Annotated in this window: 12 protein-coding genes; 9 read left to right on the top strand and 3 right to left on the bottom strand. The window is 57.3% G+C overall.

The window, feature by feature from the left end:
* Positions 1 to 112: 112 nt before the first annotated feature.
* The 3 genes from M8013_RS16840 to M8013_RS16830 all read left to right on the top strand — a co-directional run bounded on the left by M8013_RS16840 (position 113) and on the right by M8013_RS16830 (position 5,094).
* A complete protein-coding gene (locus M8013_RS16840) occupies positions 113 to 1,462 on the top strand; it encodes a TolC family outer membrane protein (RefSeq protein WP_271268938.1) in 1,350 nt (449 codons plus the stop codon).
* A gap of 94 nt (positions 1,463 to 1,556) precedes the next feature.
* Positions 1,557 to 3,743, top strand: coding sequence for a type I secretion system permease/ATPase (locus M8013_RS16835; protein ID WP_271268937.1), 2,187 nt, complete (start codon positions 1,557 to 1,559; stop codon positions 3,741 to 3,743).
* Complete coding sequence (locus M8013_RS16830) at positions 3,730 to 5,094, top strand: HlyD family type I secretion periplasmic adaptor subunit (protein WP_271268936.1); 1,365 nt, start codon at positions 3,730 to 3,732, stop codon at positions 5,092 to 5,094. Before M8013_RS16835 ends, M8013_RS16830 begins: the two co-directional genes overlap by 14 nt.
* Positions 5,095 to 5,138: 44 nt before the next feature.
* Here the strand turns inward: M8013_RS16830 and tal are convergent, their stop codons facing one another.
* Both tal and rpiB read right to left on the bottom strand, forming a co-directional pair.
* Complete coding sequence (gene tal / locus M8013_RS16825; RefSeq protein WP_271268935.1) at positions 5,139 to 6,137, bottom strand: transaldolase; 999 nt, start codon at positions 6,135 to 6,137, stop codon at positions 5,139 to 5,141.
* A gap of 44 nt (positions 6,138 to 6,181) precedes the next feature.
* The gene (gene rpiB / locus M8013_RS16820) at positions 6,182 to 6,640 is read right to left on the bottom strand and encodes a ribose 5-phosphate isomerase B (protein WP_271268934.1); all 459 of its coding nucleotides are present in this window, start codon (positions 6,638 to 6,640) and stop codon (positions 6,182 to 6,184) included.
* A 398-nt stretch (positions 6,641 to 7,038) separates the two neighbouring features.
* Between rpiB and M8013_RS16815 the strand changes: the two genes are divergently transcribed.
* The 6 genes from M8013_RS16815 to M8013_RS16790 all read left to right on the top strand — a co-directional run bounded on the left by M8013_RS16815 (position 7,039) and on the right by M8013_RS16790 (position 13,699).
* A complete protein-coding gene (locus M8013_RS16815; RefSeq protein WP_271268933.1) occupies positions 7,039 to 8,394 on the top strand; it encodes an MFS transporter in 1,356 nt (451 codons plus the stop codon).
* 1 nt (position 8,395) lies between these two features.
* Positions 8,396 to 10,156: a dihydroxyacetone kinase family protein gene (locus M8013_RS16810; protein WP_271268932.1), complete on the top strand. Its 1,761-nt coding sequence runs from the start codon at positions 8,396 to 8,398 to the stop codon at positions 10,154 to 10,156.
* Positions 10,141 to 10,932, top strand: a complete 792-nt coding sequence (locus M8013_RS16805; RefSeq protein WP_271268931.1) for a triose-phosphate isomerase family protein — start codon at positions 10,141 to 10,143, stop codon at positions 10,930 to 10,932. Before M8013_RS16810 ends, M8013_RS16805 begins: the two co-directional genes overlap by 16 nt.
* Complete coding sequence (locus tag M8013_RS16800; RefSeq protein ID WP_271268930.1) at positions 10,929 to 11,777, top strand: sugar phosphate isomerase/epimerase family protein; 849 nt, start codon at positions 10,929 to 10,931, stop codon at positions 11,775 to 11,777. Before M8013_RS16805 ends, M8013_RS16800 begins: the two co-directional genes overlap by 4 nt.
* A complete protein-coding gene (locus tag M8013_RS16795) occupies positions 11,767 to 12,624 on the top strand; it encodes a phosphogluconate dehydrogenase C-terminal domain-containing protein (protein WP_271268929.1) in 858 nt (285 codons plus the stop codon). The genes M8013_RS16800 and M8013_RS16795 overlap by 11 nt, the downstream gene beginning before the upstream one ends.
* A 112-nt stretch (positions 12,625 to 12,736) precedes the next feature.
* Positions 12,737 to 13,699 carry a sugar-binding transcriptional regulator gene (locus M8013_RS16790; protein WP_271268928.1) on the top strand — a complete coding sequence of 321 codons (963 nt, stop codon included), beginning with the start codon at positions 12,737 to 12,739 and terminating at the stop codon, positions 13,697 to 13,699.
* 46 nt (positions 13,700 to 13,745) lie between these two features.
* Here M8013_RS16790 and M8013_RS16785 read toward each other — a convergent pair whose 3' ends face one another.
* Positions 13,746 to 14,285, bottom strand: a complete 540-nt coding sequence (locus M8013_RS16785; RefSeq protein WP_271268927.1) for a DUF2058 domain-containing protein — start codon at positions 14,283 to 14,285, stop codon at positions 13,746 to 13,748.
* Positions 14,286 to 14,386: the final 101 nt, after the last annotated feature.

Below are 14,386 nucleotides of genomic sequence, written 5' to 3'. Positions count from 1 at the left end.
GGAAAACGTCCGATCGTAAAAATCGCAGGATGCATTTTCCCCTCGGTCGAATGGGATTTTCTCTGGTGGATATTGACCAACAATCAAGGGATATGAAGGAAAAAACGACAACATGAAACAGTACAGTCAAATTTTTATGGGTGCAGCGCTGGCGCTGGTGGCAACACAGAGCCAGGCAACGACCATTGAGCAGGCGGTAAAAGACAGCCTGCTGTGGCACCCGGAAGTAAACGCTACGGTCAACAGCCGTTATTCCGCCGATCAGGATCTGCGCGCCGCCAAAGGGGGCTACCTGCCGACGCTGGATCTCACCGCCGGCACCGGCTGGGAACAGACGGATAACGCCAGCACCCGCGCGGCAGGCGATCATCTGCGCGACCTGCACCGCAGCGAGTCCGCCATCAATTTGCGCCAGAACGTGTTTAACGGTTTTGCCACCAGCAGTGAAGTCGACCGCCAGAAAGCAACGGTCAACTCCCGCGCCTGGACGGTGCTGAATACCAGCGAAAATACCGCCCTGAAGGCGATCCAGAGCTATCTCGATGTGCTGATGCGCCAGCAGATGGTGTCCCTTGCCGAAGATAACCTGAAGAACCACCAGCGGGTGTTCGATCAAATCCGTCTGCGCACCGAACAGGGCGTGGGGCGTCAGGCCGACTTCGACCAGGCCGAAGCCCGTCTGGCGCAGGCGCGCAACAACCTGCTGACCGAGCAAACCAATCTTGAAGACTCCCGCGCCAACTATGAAAGCGTCACCGGTAAAGAAGCCGACACGCTGGTGATGCCGGCGAAGATCGCGGTTCCGGCTACGCTTGCGGCAGCGCGTACCGTGATGCAGAATAACAGCCCGTTGCTAAAACAGGCCGATGCCGACGTGGAAGCCACCCGCCAGCAGTACGAGGCGGCAAAATCGCGCTTTTACCCGGATGTGAACGTAGAAGTGGGCCGCACGATGGACAACAACATCGACGGCACGCGCGGGCATAGCCAGGAGTGGCAGGCAATGGTGCGCATGCGCTACAACCTGTATAACGGCGGCAGCGATCAGGCGATCCTCACCTCCTATGCCTACAAAATGAAAGAAGCACAGGATGTGAAAAACAACGCCCAGCGCCAGCTGAACGAAGAGCTGCGGCTGGCCTGGAACGCCCTCAACAACGCCGGGCAGCAGGTGCCGATCGCTAAAGAGTATGCCGATCGCAGCGTGAAAGTGCGCAGCGCGTACCAGGAGCAGTTCAGCCTCGGCGACCGTACCTTGCTCGATATGCTGGACAGCGAAAACGAAGTGTTCAGCGCTCAGCGCCGCTACGTTGAACTGCAGTTTGTCGATATGTTCACTACCTACCGTATCAGCGCCCGCACCGGCGAGTTGCTTAAAAGCCTGAACATTCAGGCGCCATCAGCCGCGCAGCCGCTCGATCAGGCGCAGCGTGTGCAGGCCGAGCTGCCTGAGTTAAAATAGGCCCTTCGAAGGCTGACGGGGGTGTTTCCGGTTCCGGTAACGCCCCTCTCTTTTTTTATCTGCGGCCCCGGTCTGCAGAACACTGAGGCACAGAATGACGCCTGATATTACCGCCGCGGATCGCGCCGACACACCTCCGCAGGCTCCGCTCAGACAGGATCCCCGGCAAATGCATGACGACCCGCTGCTCGATGCGCTGATGATCGTCTGCAAACTGCATAATATTGCCACCAGCCGCAATGTCCTGACGACGGGGCTGCCGCTGGGATCCCACACCCTGACGCTGGACGCTTTCCCGCGCGCCGCCGGGCGGGCAGGGCTCAAGGCGCGCGTTGTGCAGCGTCCGCTGGAGCACATTACCGCGCTGTCGCTGCCCGCTATTCTGCTGCTGAAAAACGACCAGACGGCGGTGCTGATTGGCTGGGATGCAGAGCAGCAGGCGCGTCTGCTGCCGAGCGAAACCGAAGGCGGCGAAATTACGCTCTCCCCTGAGACGCTGGCGGAGCATTACAGCGGCAGGGCGATTTTTATCTCGCCGGAACATGAATTCGATGCCCAGCCGACGGCGACGCTGCCGCGCACCAAAGCCTGGTTTCAGGACACCCTGAAGCTGTCGAAAGCCCTGTATCTTGATGCAGTGGTGGCCAGTTTCCTGGTCAACCTGGTGGCGCTCGGCGCCCCACTGTTTGTGATGAACGTCTACGACCGGGTGGTGCCAAACCAGGCCACTGCCACCCTGTGGGTGATGTCGGTCGGTATCCTGATTGCCTACGTGTTCGACTTTGTGCTGAAAATTCTGCGCGGGATGTGCCTCGATCTGGCGGGTAAAAAAACCGATCTGGTGGTCTCCTCGGCCCTGTTCGAGCGGCTGCTGGGGATGAAAATGAAGCTGCGTCCGCCGCGGGTGGGCAGCTTTGCGCAGAACTTCCAGGAGTTCCAGTCGATCCGGGAGTTCCTCTCGTCGCTGACCCTGACGGCCTTTATCGATTTCCCCTTTACGCTGCTGATTCTGGTGGTGATCGCGGTGATCGGTGGCCCGCTGGTGTGGATCCCGGTGCTTTGCTATCCGCTGGCGCTGGGGGTGAACTGGCTTATCCAGCGGCCGCTGATGTCGCGGGTCAAAAAAACCTACCAGTTGTCTAACGAACGCCAGGCGATGCTGGTCGAAACCCTGACCGGCCTTGACGCCATCAAGATTAATAACGCCCAGAGCGAGCGCCAGTATCAGTGGGAGCACCTCACCGGTCAGCTCAGTAAGCTGGAACTGCGGGTCAAATCGCTCTCCAGTGTGGCGGTGAACTTTACCTCATGGCTGCAGCAGGCCAGCGGCGTGGCGATTATCGTCGCCGGGGTATACATCATTATTGGCGGCAACCTGAGCATGGGCGGGCTGATTGCCTGCTACCTGCTGCACCGTCGCGCCATGATGCCCATCGGCCAGCTGTGCAGCCTGATTACCCGCTACCAGCGCGCGCGCATGACCAAAGCGACCATCGACAGAATGATGGATCTGGAGCAGGAAGTGCAGGACGGCGAAGTGCCGTTGAAGCGCGAAACCCTCTCCGGGGCCATCGAGTTGCGCGACGTGACGTTCTGTTATCCGGGTAACCAGTACACCTCGCTCACCAACGTCTCGCTGACGATCCAACCCGGCGAGAAGGTGGGGATTATCGGGCGCAGCGGTTCTGGTAAAAGCTCGCTGGCGAAACTGCTGGTCGGTTTTTACCAGCCTGACGGCGGCAATGTGCTGATCGACGGGATTGATCTTCGCCAGCTGGATGTTCACGACCTGCGCCATAACATCGGCTATGCCCCGCAGGATATTCACCTGTTCAGCGGCACCCTGCGCGAAAACCTGGTGTACGGTGCCAGCTACGTGGACGATGAAACCATGCTGCGAGCCGCCACTCTGACCGGGGTTCACGAGTTTGCCCGTCGCCATCCGTCCGGCTACAACATGCAGGTGGGCGAGCGGGGAATGAGTCTCTCCGGTGGCCAGCGGCAGGCCGTGGCGCTGGCGCGCGCGCTGCTGCTCGATCCCCCGGTGCTGTTGATGGACGAACCCACCAGTTCGATGGATAACACCAGCGAAGATCTGATCAAAAAGGCGCTGGCACCGGTGATTGCCAACAAAACGCTGCTGATGGTGACCCATCGCGCGTCATTGCTGGCGCTGGTGGACCGTCTGATTATCGTCGACAACGGCAAAATCATTGCCGACGGCCCGAAAGAGAGCGTGATGAGTGCGCTGAAGAAGGGACAAATTCATGCGAATCGTTAATGCGCTCAGCCGTCTGATGAGCTGGCTGTCGGGCGGTAAACAGCCCGCGCCTTTTACCACCAATGAGGTCAACAACGCGCTGCTGGATGACGCCCCACGCGTGGTACGCGTGACCCTGTGGGCGATCTTCGCCTTCTTTATCGCGATGATTATCTGGGCCTCGCTGGCCCGTATTGATGAGGTGACGCGCGGGGAAGGGCGAGCCATTCCCTCGTCCCGGCTGCAAAAAGTGCAAAACCTCGAAGGGGGGATCGTCGCTGAAGTTTTCGTCCACGAAGGCGAAGTGGTCAAAGCCGGGGCGCCGCTGCTGCGTCTGGATGATACCCGCTTTCGCTCTAACGCCGGGGAGACCGAAGCCGACAAGCTGGCGCTGCAGGCGCGGATCCTGCGGCTGACTGCCCAGCTTGACGATGCCACGTCGCTGACCCTGACGCCGGAGATCGTTCAGCAGGCACCGGATATCGCTAACGGCGAACTGGAGCTATTTGCCAGCGTTAACAAGCGCATTCAGAGCGAGCTGTCCGGGTTAGACGAACAACTGGTGCAGAAGCAGCAGGAGTTGCTCGACTTCCAGAGCAAAATCAACCAGTACCGTCGTAGCCTGGCCCTGCAGCAGCAGGAGGTCAATATGTCTGAGCCGCTGGTGTCCAAAGGCGCGATTTCAAAAGTGGAGATGCTGCGCCTGCGTCGTGGGGTGGTCGAAACCCAGGGGCAGCTGGACTCGGTGATTCTGGCGATCCCGCGCGCGCAAGCTGCCATCAAAGAGATTGAGAGTAAGGTGGGCGAAACCCGCGGCCGCTACCGCAGCGAAGCGCTGGGGCAGCTCAACGAAGCCCGCACCGATCTCAGCAAAATTCAGGCCTCGGGCAAGGCCATCACTGACCGGGTGAACCGCACCCTGGTCACCTCGCCGGTGCGGGGCGTGGTCCAGCAGCTGCTGGTGAACACCATCGGCGGCGTGATCCAGCCGGGTAATGACCTGGTGGAGATTGTCCCGCTCGACGATCAACTGCTGGTGGAAGCTAAAATTCGTCCGCAGGACATCGCGTTTTTGCGACCGGGACTGGAAGCGACGGTCAAGTTCACCGCCTATGACTACACGATCTACGGTGGGCTGAAGGGCAGGCTCGAACAAATTAGCCCGGATACGGTGACGGACAAAGACGGGAAAAGCTTCTATATCATCCGTCTGCGTACCGACAAAAACCACCTTGGCACGGATGAAAAACCGCTGTTGATTATTCCGGGGATGGTGGCGTCGGTGGATATTATTACCGGCAAAAAAACGGTGCTGACCTATCTGCTGAAACCGATCCTGCGCGCGAAGGCGGAGGCGTTCCGCGAGCGTTAAGGCATCGCATCAGGCCTGCTACATGCAGGCCTGATTTTACCCCATCAGCTCGCGGTCATTGCATCGGTGAGGCGGGCAGTTGGGGCTCTTTCGTTTAAGCATGCGGTGAGCATCGCTTCCAGCTTCTCCTGATCCTGCGCGAACAGGCGAATACCTTCCGCCAGCTTATCGACCGCCATCGCATCCTGATGATGCTGCCAGTTAAACTCGGCTTCACTTAACGGCGAGGGGCGCACTTCTGCTGGCGCATCGGCCCGCAGCTTCTGTTCGATCTCGCCGCTGTTTGCGTCCAGCTCGGCAAGCAGGGGAGGCGAAATGGTGAGGCGATCGCAGCCAGCCAGGGCCAGCACCTGTTCGACTCTGCGGAAGCTGGCTCCCATGATCACCGTCGGATAGCCGTGCTTTTTGTAGAAGTGGTAGATGTTACGCACTGACACCACGCCCGGATCGTTCTCCGGCTGATAGACCTCCTGCGGCTGATGCTGTTGATACCAGTCGTAGATCCGTCCGACAAAAGGCGAAATCAAAAAAGCCCCGGCTTCGGCGCAGGCGCGGGCCTGCGCAAACGAGAACAGCAGGGTTAAATTACAGTTGATGCCTTCCCGCTCCAGCTCCTCAGCAGCGCGAATCCCCTGCCAGGTGGCGGCCAGTTTGATCAGGATCCGCGACTTATCAATCCCGTGCTGCTGATACAAACGGATCAGTTTCCGCGCTTTTGCCACGCACAGCCCACGGTCGAATGAGAGGCGGGCATCCACTTCTGTCGACACGCGTCCAGGCACCTGGCGAAGTAGCTCGAGGCCAATATTGACCGCCAGTTTGTCGCTGGCGTTGATGATCTGCGTCTCCTGTGACCCCCCTTGCGTCAGGGCATAGTCCAGCGCATCGTCAATCAGCGATTGATACTGCGGGATTGCTGCTGCTTTCAGGATCAGCGAAGGGTTGGTGGTCGCGTCCTGCGGTTGAAAGCGGCGTACCGCTTCAATATCGCCGCTGTCAGCCACAACGGTGGTGATGCGTTTGAGTTCATCTAACTGACTCATGATCTTTATCCTTCTCAAGAACAGAGATTAAGCCGCTGTCGGGGTTATGCCGGTTTACCTAATTTTTCGTAATAGCTGATTTTGTCGACTTTCGGCGCAGAGCGTCCCCCTTCAAATTCGGCCGCCAGCCAGACATCAATAATGTTTTTTGCCAGCTCCGGGCCAATTACGCGGGCACCGAGGGTGATGACCTGCGCATCGTTACTCTTACGCGCACGTTCAGCGGAATAAGTATCGTGACACTGGGCAGCGCGCACGCCGGGGACTTTGTTGGCAACGATGGCCATCCCGATCCCCGTCCCGCAGAGCAGGATCCCGCGCGGATAGGTGCCGTCGCCAATTTTGCTGGCGAGATTAAACGCGATATCGGGGTAGATCCGCTGGTTGTCGTCAATATCGTGGCTGAAGTCGATGACTTCGATACCTTTTGCCTGCAGATGGGACTTCACCAGATTTCTCAGCTCTGTCGCAGCGTCATCAGCACCAATCGCAATTGTTAACATCGTGGTTACCTCACATCAGGATAGTCAGGGGATTACTGTTCATATGAACGACAAGTAATCATATGAACGAAATTTGCCTAAGAAAAAAATAGCTTCTCTTAAACATAAGTTCAACATGTTTTCATATGAACAGTTTAAATTTGCGATATGAGCCATTTTTGACCCTGTAAGGGTGCTGTGACGGTGATAAAAAGACATTTTGAGGGTGATCACATTTTCATTTGATGACCATATGCACAAATCTTATGAGCTGTTAATGTTCATTTGTCATGTAGCAAGAATGTGAACAACCAGCATTGCAAGATATGAAAGGTTGCGTATTCATAAATGCGAATTATGCAAAACAACATTTACCCTCTGATCCCACCGGTAATGCGTTACCTGGAAGGAGAGACACTGTGACCCCTACTCACCTGAATGCCGTGCCTGACGTCGAAAAGTCAGCAATTAGAAAGATCTCTATCCGTCTCGTACCCTTTGTTGCGCTGATGTTCTTTATTAACTTCCTCGACCGAACGGCCATCTCGTTCGCGGGGCCAAACGGCATGATGCAGGACCTTGGGCTGCAGGTTGCCCAGTTCGGCCTGGCTTCCGGCATTTTCTTTATTGGTTATATTCTCCTCGAAGTCCCCAGCAACCTGGCGCTGCATCGCTACGGCGCTCGCCGCTGGCTGGCGCGGATCATGGTCTCCTGGGGCGTGGTGTCGTTGCTGTTCACCTGGGTGAGCAATATCGAAGGGCTGTATATTCTGCGCTTCCTGTTGGGGGTGGCAGAGGCCGGTTTCTTCCCTGGGGCTATTTTCTTCCTAAGTGCCTGGGTGCCTGCGCGTCATCGCAGCAAAATCCTTGCGCTGTTCTACCTGGCCCAGCCGCTGACCGTGGTCTTTGGGGCACCGCTGGCCGCCTGGTTTATCAACCAGCATGGGCTGTTCGGGCTTGAAGGCTGGCGCGTGATGTTCCTCGGCGTATCGCTGCCTGCGATCGTGGTCGGCTTTATCGCCTGGTTCTATCTGATTGATAAACCGAGCGACGCGAAATGGCTGACCGACGAAGAAAAAAACTGGCTCAATACCGAACTGGCGCGAGAAGACGCGCAGAAATCTCACGCGGCTAACCACAGCCTGCGGCTGGTGCTGTCCAACGCCCGGGTGTGGGTGCTGTGCCTGATCTACTTCGGCTTTGTCTACGGACTGTATGCGCTGGCCTTCTTCCTGCCGACTATTGTTGGCGGTTTCCAGAGCCAGTTTAACGTCACCTTTGGGGTGATGGAGAAAGGACTGATTACCGGTGCACCTTATCTGGTGGCGGCGATAGTGATGTACTTCTGGTCGCGGGATGTCTCCCGTCGCGGCTGCAAAACCTGGCATATTGCGATCCCGGCCTTAGTGGGTGCCGTCACCGTCCCTGTGGCGCTGTTTATGGAGACGCCGTTTGCCACCATGGTGGTGATCTCGCTTACCGCCAGCGCCATTTTCGCCGCCTTACCGAATTTCTGGACCTTACCGACGCAGTTCTTGTCTGGCGCATCGGCTGCGGCGGCAGTGGCGCTAATCAATACCCTCGGCAACGTGGCCGGGTTCTCGGCGGGCTTTATTACCGGTGCGTTGCATGACGCAACCCACAGTTACCTGGCCCCGATGATGGTGGTTGGCGGATTTATGCTGTTGTCTGCGCTGTTGATGCTGGTCTTAAGCCGTATCCCGCATACCCGGGCCGCGAAAGATGTGAATTTGAACCGAGCAGGAGAGCACTAATATGACATGGCTGGTAAATGATCCCTCTGAGTTTGCCAAAGAGATGGTGGCGGGTTTTGTCAGTGCCAATGCTGAAATTGTGCGTCAGGTCCCCGGTGGGGTGGTGCGTAACACCCAGAGTCAGCACAACACGGTCGCCATTGTGATCGGCGGCGGGTCCGGCCATTACCCGGCGTTTGCCGGGCTGGTAGGTCAGGGGCTGGCCCACGGGGCGGCGATGGGGAATTTGTTTGCTTCGCCTTCGGCACAGCAGATCTGCTCTGTGGCACGGGCCGTCAATAACGGTGCCGGGGTGCTGCTGGCCTTCGGTAATTATGCCGGTGATGTGCTGCACTTTGGCCTGGCGCGGGAACGTTTGATCGCCGAGGGAATCCCCTGTGAGCTGATAGCCGTGACCGATGACATTACCAGCGCTTCGCGGGAAGAAAGTGAAAAGCGCCGCGGCGTGGCGGGGGATTTGGTGGTGTTTAAAGCCGCCGCTGCCGCAGCCGAGCGGGGCGACTCACTGGATCAGGTGCTGACCGTTGCCCGGGAAGCCAATGCCCGCACCCGCACCATCGGCGTGGCGTTTTCCGGCTGTACGCTGCCAGGTGCGGAACAGCCGCTGTTTAGCGTCCCGGAAGGCTGCATGGGCTTCGGGATGGGCATTCACGGTGAGCCCGGTATTCGCGAGATCGCCGTTCCGACGGCGGATCAACTGGCCGATATGCTGGTTGAACAGCTGCTCAATGAGTTGCCCGCAGGCGTGAGCATCAACGGCGCACGCGTCGGCGCGATTTTAAATGGTCTGGGGTCGGTGAAGTATGAAGAACTGTTTGTCCTGTGGCAGGGTATTCAACGCCGACTGCTGGCACAGGGCATTGTGCTGGCTGATATCCAGGTAGGCGAGTTTGTCACCAGCTTTAATATGGCTGGCTTATCCCTAACCCTGGCCTGGTTTACCGAAGAGCTGGAGGCGCTGTGGATGGCACCCGCCTACAGCCCGGCGTTTAAAAAAGGCTCCGTGATTTTCGCCGCACCGTTGCAGGTCATCGTTGACGGCGAATGTCAGCAGCAAACCCTGCCTGAGGGCTCAACCCAATCCCGCGAAGCGGCTATTTTGGTGGTCGCGATGGTTGATGCGCTGGCCGACGTGGTGATTGAGCATGCTGCAGAGCTGGGGCGGATCGATGCGGTTGCTGGTGATGGCGACCACGGTATTGGCATGGAGCGCGGCGTTCGCGCGGCCCGCGACAGGGCGCACTACTGTTTGTCGCTGGGTGCGGGGGCGGGTACCGTCCTGCAGCAGGCCGCCGATGCCTGGGCGGACAAAGCCGGTGGAACGTCCGGTGCTATCTGGGGCGTGATTTTAAATACCCTCGGAACCGGGATCGGCAACCAGCAGCGCCCGGATGCCGCGAGTGTGGCCAAAGCGGTGAACGATGCGGCTCACGGCGTGATGCATTTTGGCAAAGCGAAGCTCGGGGATAAAACGCTGGTCGATGTGCTGCTGCCGTTTAGCGAAACGCTGCTCAGCGAGGTTAACGACGGCAAAACGCTGGCTCTGGCCTGGGACTGCGCGGCTCGCCACGCCGATCGCTGTGCCAAAGAGACAGCGCATCTTGTGCCTAAAATGGGCCGTGCGCGACCGCTTGCAGAACGCAGTCTTGGAACGCCAGATGCCGGCGCTGTTTCTCTGGCCCTGATCGTGACCGCGCTGGGGCAGTGTCTGACCTCTGCTGCAAACCGCGAGAAAGAGGGGGCCACATGTCAGTCAATCTGACCCTCGGCGTAAGCCTGAAAACCTATTTTGGTTACCAGCAAACGCTGGAATGGAGCCGCGAAGTCGCAGAAATTGTGCGCCAGCATCCGCTCTTGCAGCAGTATCCGAACACTACACTCTTTACCTTCCCGTCCGCACCCACTATCGACGCCACCCTGCGCGCCTTTAGCAACACGGCGATGCAGGTGGGCGCGCAAAATATCGCTCCGGCCCCGGCGGGCGCATGGACCGGTGAAAACAGCGCTGAACAGGTCAGCGAAATGGGCTGCACCTTTGTCGAAATCGGCCATGCCGAGCGCCGTCGTCATTTCCATGAAGACGAAACCATGATTTGTCGCAAAGTACAAATGGCGCTCGACCATGGCTTAACGCCGGTGATTTGCCTCGGCGAGGCAGAAAAAATGTCTGATCAACGCGCCACCGCGTTTGCGATTGCAGAAGCCAACGTCATTGTTGATTACCTGCGTGAGCACACCCTGAGCGGTGATTTGATTTTTGCCTGGGAGCCGCAGTGGGCGATTGGCGCACCGAAACCGGCATCCAGCGAGTATATCCAGTCCGTCTGTTCCGGGCTGCGGGCGCATCTGTCGTCTGTGCCTGGCGATCACCGGGTGATTTATGGCGGCAGTGCTGGCCCTGGCCTGCTGTCCCAGCTCTGGCCGCACGTTGACGGGATTTTCCTTGGGCGTTTTGCCCATCAGCCCGCCGCGGTCAACGCCATTCTGGATGAAGCCCTCGCCCTGCTCGTCCCCGCAGATCACAAGGAGCACGCATGAAAATTGGACTCAGTACCTACGCTTATTTCTGGCAGTTGTCGGATAAAGCCCCGACCACCCTCAGCCTGTTCGATGCGCTGGAAGACAGCGCTCGGCTTGGGGCCAGCGTGTTTCAGATTTGTGATTACCCGCAAATTACCGATTGGTCATCCCGAGATCGGGCGCGGCTGGTTGCGCAGGCGGAACGCGCAGGTATAACGCTGGAACTGGGCACCAAAGGGGTCAAACCCGCGCATCTGCAGCGCTATCTCGCGATTGCCGGGGAGCTGAACTGCACTCTGCTGCGCACCATGATCAACAGCCCGGATTACCGGCCAACGCTCAGTGAAGCGCAGCGCGATGTGGAGAGCGTTTTGCCCGCGTTTGAGCAGCAGGGCGTGGCTATCTGCTTTGAAACCTACGAGCAGGTGCCGACCGATGACAATATCGCGCTGGTGCAGGCCATTGATTCGCCACTCGTGGGGATTTGCCTCGACCCGGCAAACTGCGTCGCCAGCCTGGAATCGCCGATGGAGGTGGTGGCAAAAACCGCCCCGTACGTTCTGAACTGGCACGTCAAAGATTTTGCCTTTTCGCGCCGCGACGGCTGGGTTGGCTTTACGCTGGCGGGCACCCCGCTGGGTGAAGGTTTGCTGCGCTACGATGAGATTTACCAGTATCTTCAGCCGCACACCTGCGGCATTAATCAGATTATTGAGCACTGGCTGCCCTGGCAGGGCGAGGGTGAAAGCACCTGCCGGGCAGAAGCGGCCTGGACGGCACACAATATGAAGTATTTGCTTGATAAACAAACCTCTACAAACATTATCTCGACACTATCCAAGGAGTCACATCATGTCTGCTGAATTAAAAACAATTACCGTAATTGGCGCGGGCGGAAAAATGGGGATGCGCATTTCGGCCAATTTCCAGAAAAGTGATTACCACGTTTTCTATTGCGAAAACTCCCCTGCAGCGCAGCAGCAGGTCACAGAAAAAGGACGCGAGCTGTCAGACGCCCAGTCTGTGGTGCCGGTCAGCGATGTCGTGATTCTGGCGGTGCCGGATATCGTACTGGGTAAAGTATCAGAAGCCGTGGTGCCGCAGATGAAGTCAGGGGCGATTTTACTGACCCTCGACCCGGCAGCGGCGTACGCGAACCTGATTGCCCAGCGTGACGGCATCGAATACGCGGTGGCACACCCCTGCCATCCATCGGTATTCCTTGAGCGTTATACCAAAGAAGAACATGCGGATGCCTTTGGCGGTATCGCCGCCATCCAGCACGTCGCCGCTTCTTACGAGACAGGTAACGAACAGCAAAAAGCCGAGTTAAGCAACATCATCAGCTGCATGTACGGGCCGGTTGAGCAGGTTCACTGGGTGACGGTAAAACAGCTGGCCTATCTGGAGCCGACGCTGGTCGAGACCGTGGCCTGTATGGTGGGCGCCTTTATGAAAGAAGCGCTGGATGAGACGGTAAAACACAGCGGGGTGCCGGAAGAAGCGGCAAAAGCGATGCTGTACGGGCATATTCAGATTGCTCTTGCGGTGGCCTTCCGCGCCACTAACCCGTTCTCGGATGCCTGCATGATCGCCATGGAATATGGCCGTGAGAAGATTGTGAAGCCAGACTGGAAGGTCATTTTTGAAGAGCAGGAGCTGGATAAAGTGATTGCCCGAATGTTGAAAATTGACAGCATCAAGCGCTAGTAAAATGGCTCTGCCATCAATGCGATGGCAGAGCAGGCTTTTTTATATGACGACGTATATCTGATACACTTTGCCCCATTATCCCTTCCTCTTAATGGAGAATTCGCCTCGCATGGATAAGTCCAGTCAGTCTCAGGATTTTGAACTACTCACCGAGATAGCCATTGCCTACTACTGCGATGAAGTCACTCAGGAGGAGATCGCCAACCGGTTTGGCTATTCACGCATTAAGATCGGACGTCTGTTAAAGCGCGCGAAGGAAGAGGGCATCGTTGAAATTAATGTCCGTTACCATCCGGTATTTAGCACCCAGCTTGAAAAGCAGATGCAGGAACGCTTTCCCATCAGCCGGGCCTTAATTGCGCTCGATCATAATGATGAGGATGAGCAGCGTCGTCAGGTTGCCGCGCTGGTCTCCAGCTATCTGGCCAATAACCTGCGCGAGAATATGGTGGTGACGGTAGGCCAGGGGCGTAACGTGGCGGCAGTTGCCGAATATACCAGCCCGATTCAGGGCAAAGATTGTCGCTTTATCTGCGGCATTGGTGGAACGCACCGCACCGGAGATGTGATCAACGCCGATCATATCAGCCGTCTGCTGGCGAAAAAGTTTGGCGGCAGCAGCGAGTCGCTGTATGCGCCTGCCTATGTGGAAAACCCCGAGTTGAAAGCGGCGTTGATGCGTAACGGCACGATCAAAGATACCCTCGACCGGGCGCGCAAAGCGGATATCGCGCTGGTGGGGATTGGCGATATGAATGAAAACAGCTATATGGTGAAGCTGGGTTGGTTTACCCCCCAGGAGATTAACGATGCCAGTCTGCATCAAGGCGTCACCGGGGACATTGCGGGCTATGACTTTTTTAATGCCCAGGGCAAGCACGTGAATACGGTGATGGACGACCGGGTGATTGGGCTGAGCGTAGAAGAGCTGCGGCAGATCCCCTGTGTCATCGCCATTGCCGCCGAAAACACCAAAGCGATGTCGATTATGGGGGCGTTACGCACCGGCGCGATTGATATTATCGCCACCAGTGCGCGTAATATCCGCACCATATTAAGCATGACGCAATAACGGAACACAGTAAAACAGGGCTGATATCAGCCCTTGAATTGCTGGCTTACCACATCAAATCATCCGGCACGACAAAATCGGCATACGGATCGTCTTCGTCCTGCGCTTCCTGACTCAACTCGCTGCTCAACACGATATAGCTCGCATCACGCTGGGCAATTTTGCTGGCGACCACCGCCGGGATGACGGCGTATTCGCTCTCGCGGCCAGCTTCAGTCGCCAGACGCGCGATGGCCAGACGGCCGTTGATCAGTTGCGTTTGCGTCTGCTTATCGACGTAGATTTTTTTAATCAGATTGTTATCGGTGAAGTTAAAACCGATATCGCCTCTGGCGATTATAACCCGGTTCATCTCAATGAGTTGCTTGATCTGAGCCTTATACTCTTTCGCCAGGCTGGCCTGCTTTTGCTGCTCGCTCAGTTCTTTATCGCGCTCAATCTGCGCTTTTTTATTCTCTTCTACCGCCTCACGGGCTTCGCGAGCCTGCACGCGTGACTTCTTGGCGGTGCGCTGCACCTTTGCCACTTTTTTACTGCTGACTAAGCCAGCTTTGAGCATCTGTTCCTGCAATGTGAGTTTTGTCATGTTCGTTTCGAAAGCCAGTCAAAAGATAGCCGGGATTATACCCTTTCTGTGCGGGGTTGTGCCAGGCAGAGCAGGCGCCATGAGTGCAGAAAAGCGAAAAC

The organism is Silvania confinis (assembly GCF_025564085.1).
Classification (GTDB): Bacteria; Pseudomonadota; Gammaproteobacteria; order Enterobacterales; family Enterobacteriaceae; genus Enterobacter; species Enterobacter confinis.
The sequence above is the reverse complement of the archived record's forward strand: the minus strand, read 5'-3'. Positions and strand labels throughout refer to the sequence as shown.

Coding starts and splice junctions, on each gene's coding strand:
- M8013_RS16840 (WP_271268938.1), top strand. CDS start 113: ATGAAACAGTACAGTCAAATTTTTATGGGTGCAGCGCTGGCGCTGGTG.
- M8013_RS16835 (WP_271268937.1), top strand. CDS start 1,557: ATGACGCCTGATATTACCGCCGCGGATCGCGCCGACACACCTCCGCAG.
- M8013_RS16830 (WP_271268936.1), top strand. CDS start 3,730: ATGCGAATCGTTAATGCGCTCAGCCGTCTGATGAGCTGGCTGTCGGGC.
- tal (WP_271268935.1), bottom strand. CDS start 6,137: ATGAGTCAGTTAGATGAACTCAAACGCATCACCACCGTTGTGGCTGAC.
- rpiB (WP_271268934.1), bottom strand. CDS start 6,640: ATGTTAACAATTGCGATTGGTGCTGATGACGCTGCGACAGAGCTGAGA.
- M8013_RS16810 (WP_271268932.1), top strand. CDS start 8,396: ATGACATGGCTGGTAAATGATCCCTCTGAGTTTGCCAAAGAGATGGTG.
- M8013_RS16805 (WP_271268931.1), top strand. CDS start 10,141: ATGTCAGTCAATCTGACCCTCGGCGTAAGCCTGAAAACCTATTTTGGT.
- M8013_RS16800 (WP_271268930.1), top strand. CDS start 10,929: ATGAAAATTGGACTCAGTACCTACGCTTATTTCTGGCAGTTGTCGGAT.
- M8013_RS16795 (WP_271268929.1), top strand. CDS start 11,767: ATGTCTGCTGAATTAAAAACAATTACCGTAATTGGCGCGGGCGGAAAA.
- M8013_RS16790 (WP_271268928.1), top strand. CDS start 12,737: ATGGATAAGTCCAGTCAGTCTCAGGATTTTGAACTACTCACCGAGATA.
- M8013_RS16785 (WP_271268927.1), bottom strand. CDS start 14,285: ATGACAAAACTCACATTGCAGGAACAGATGCTCAAAGCTGGCTTAGTC.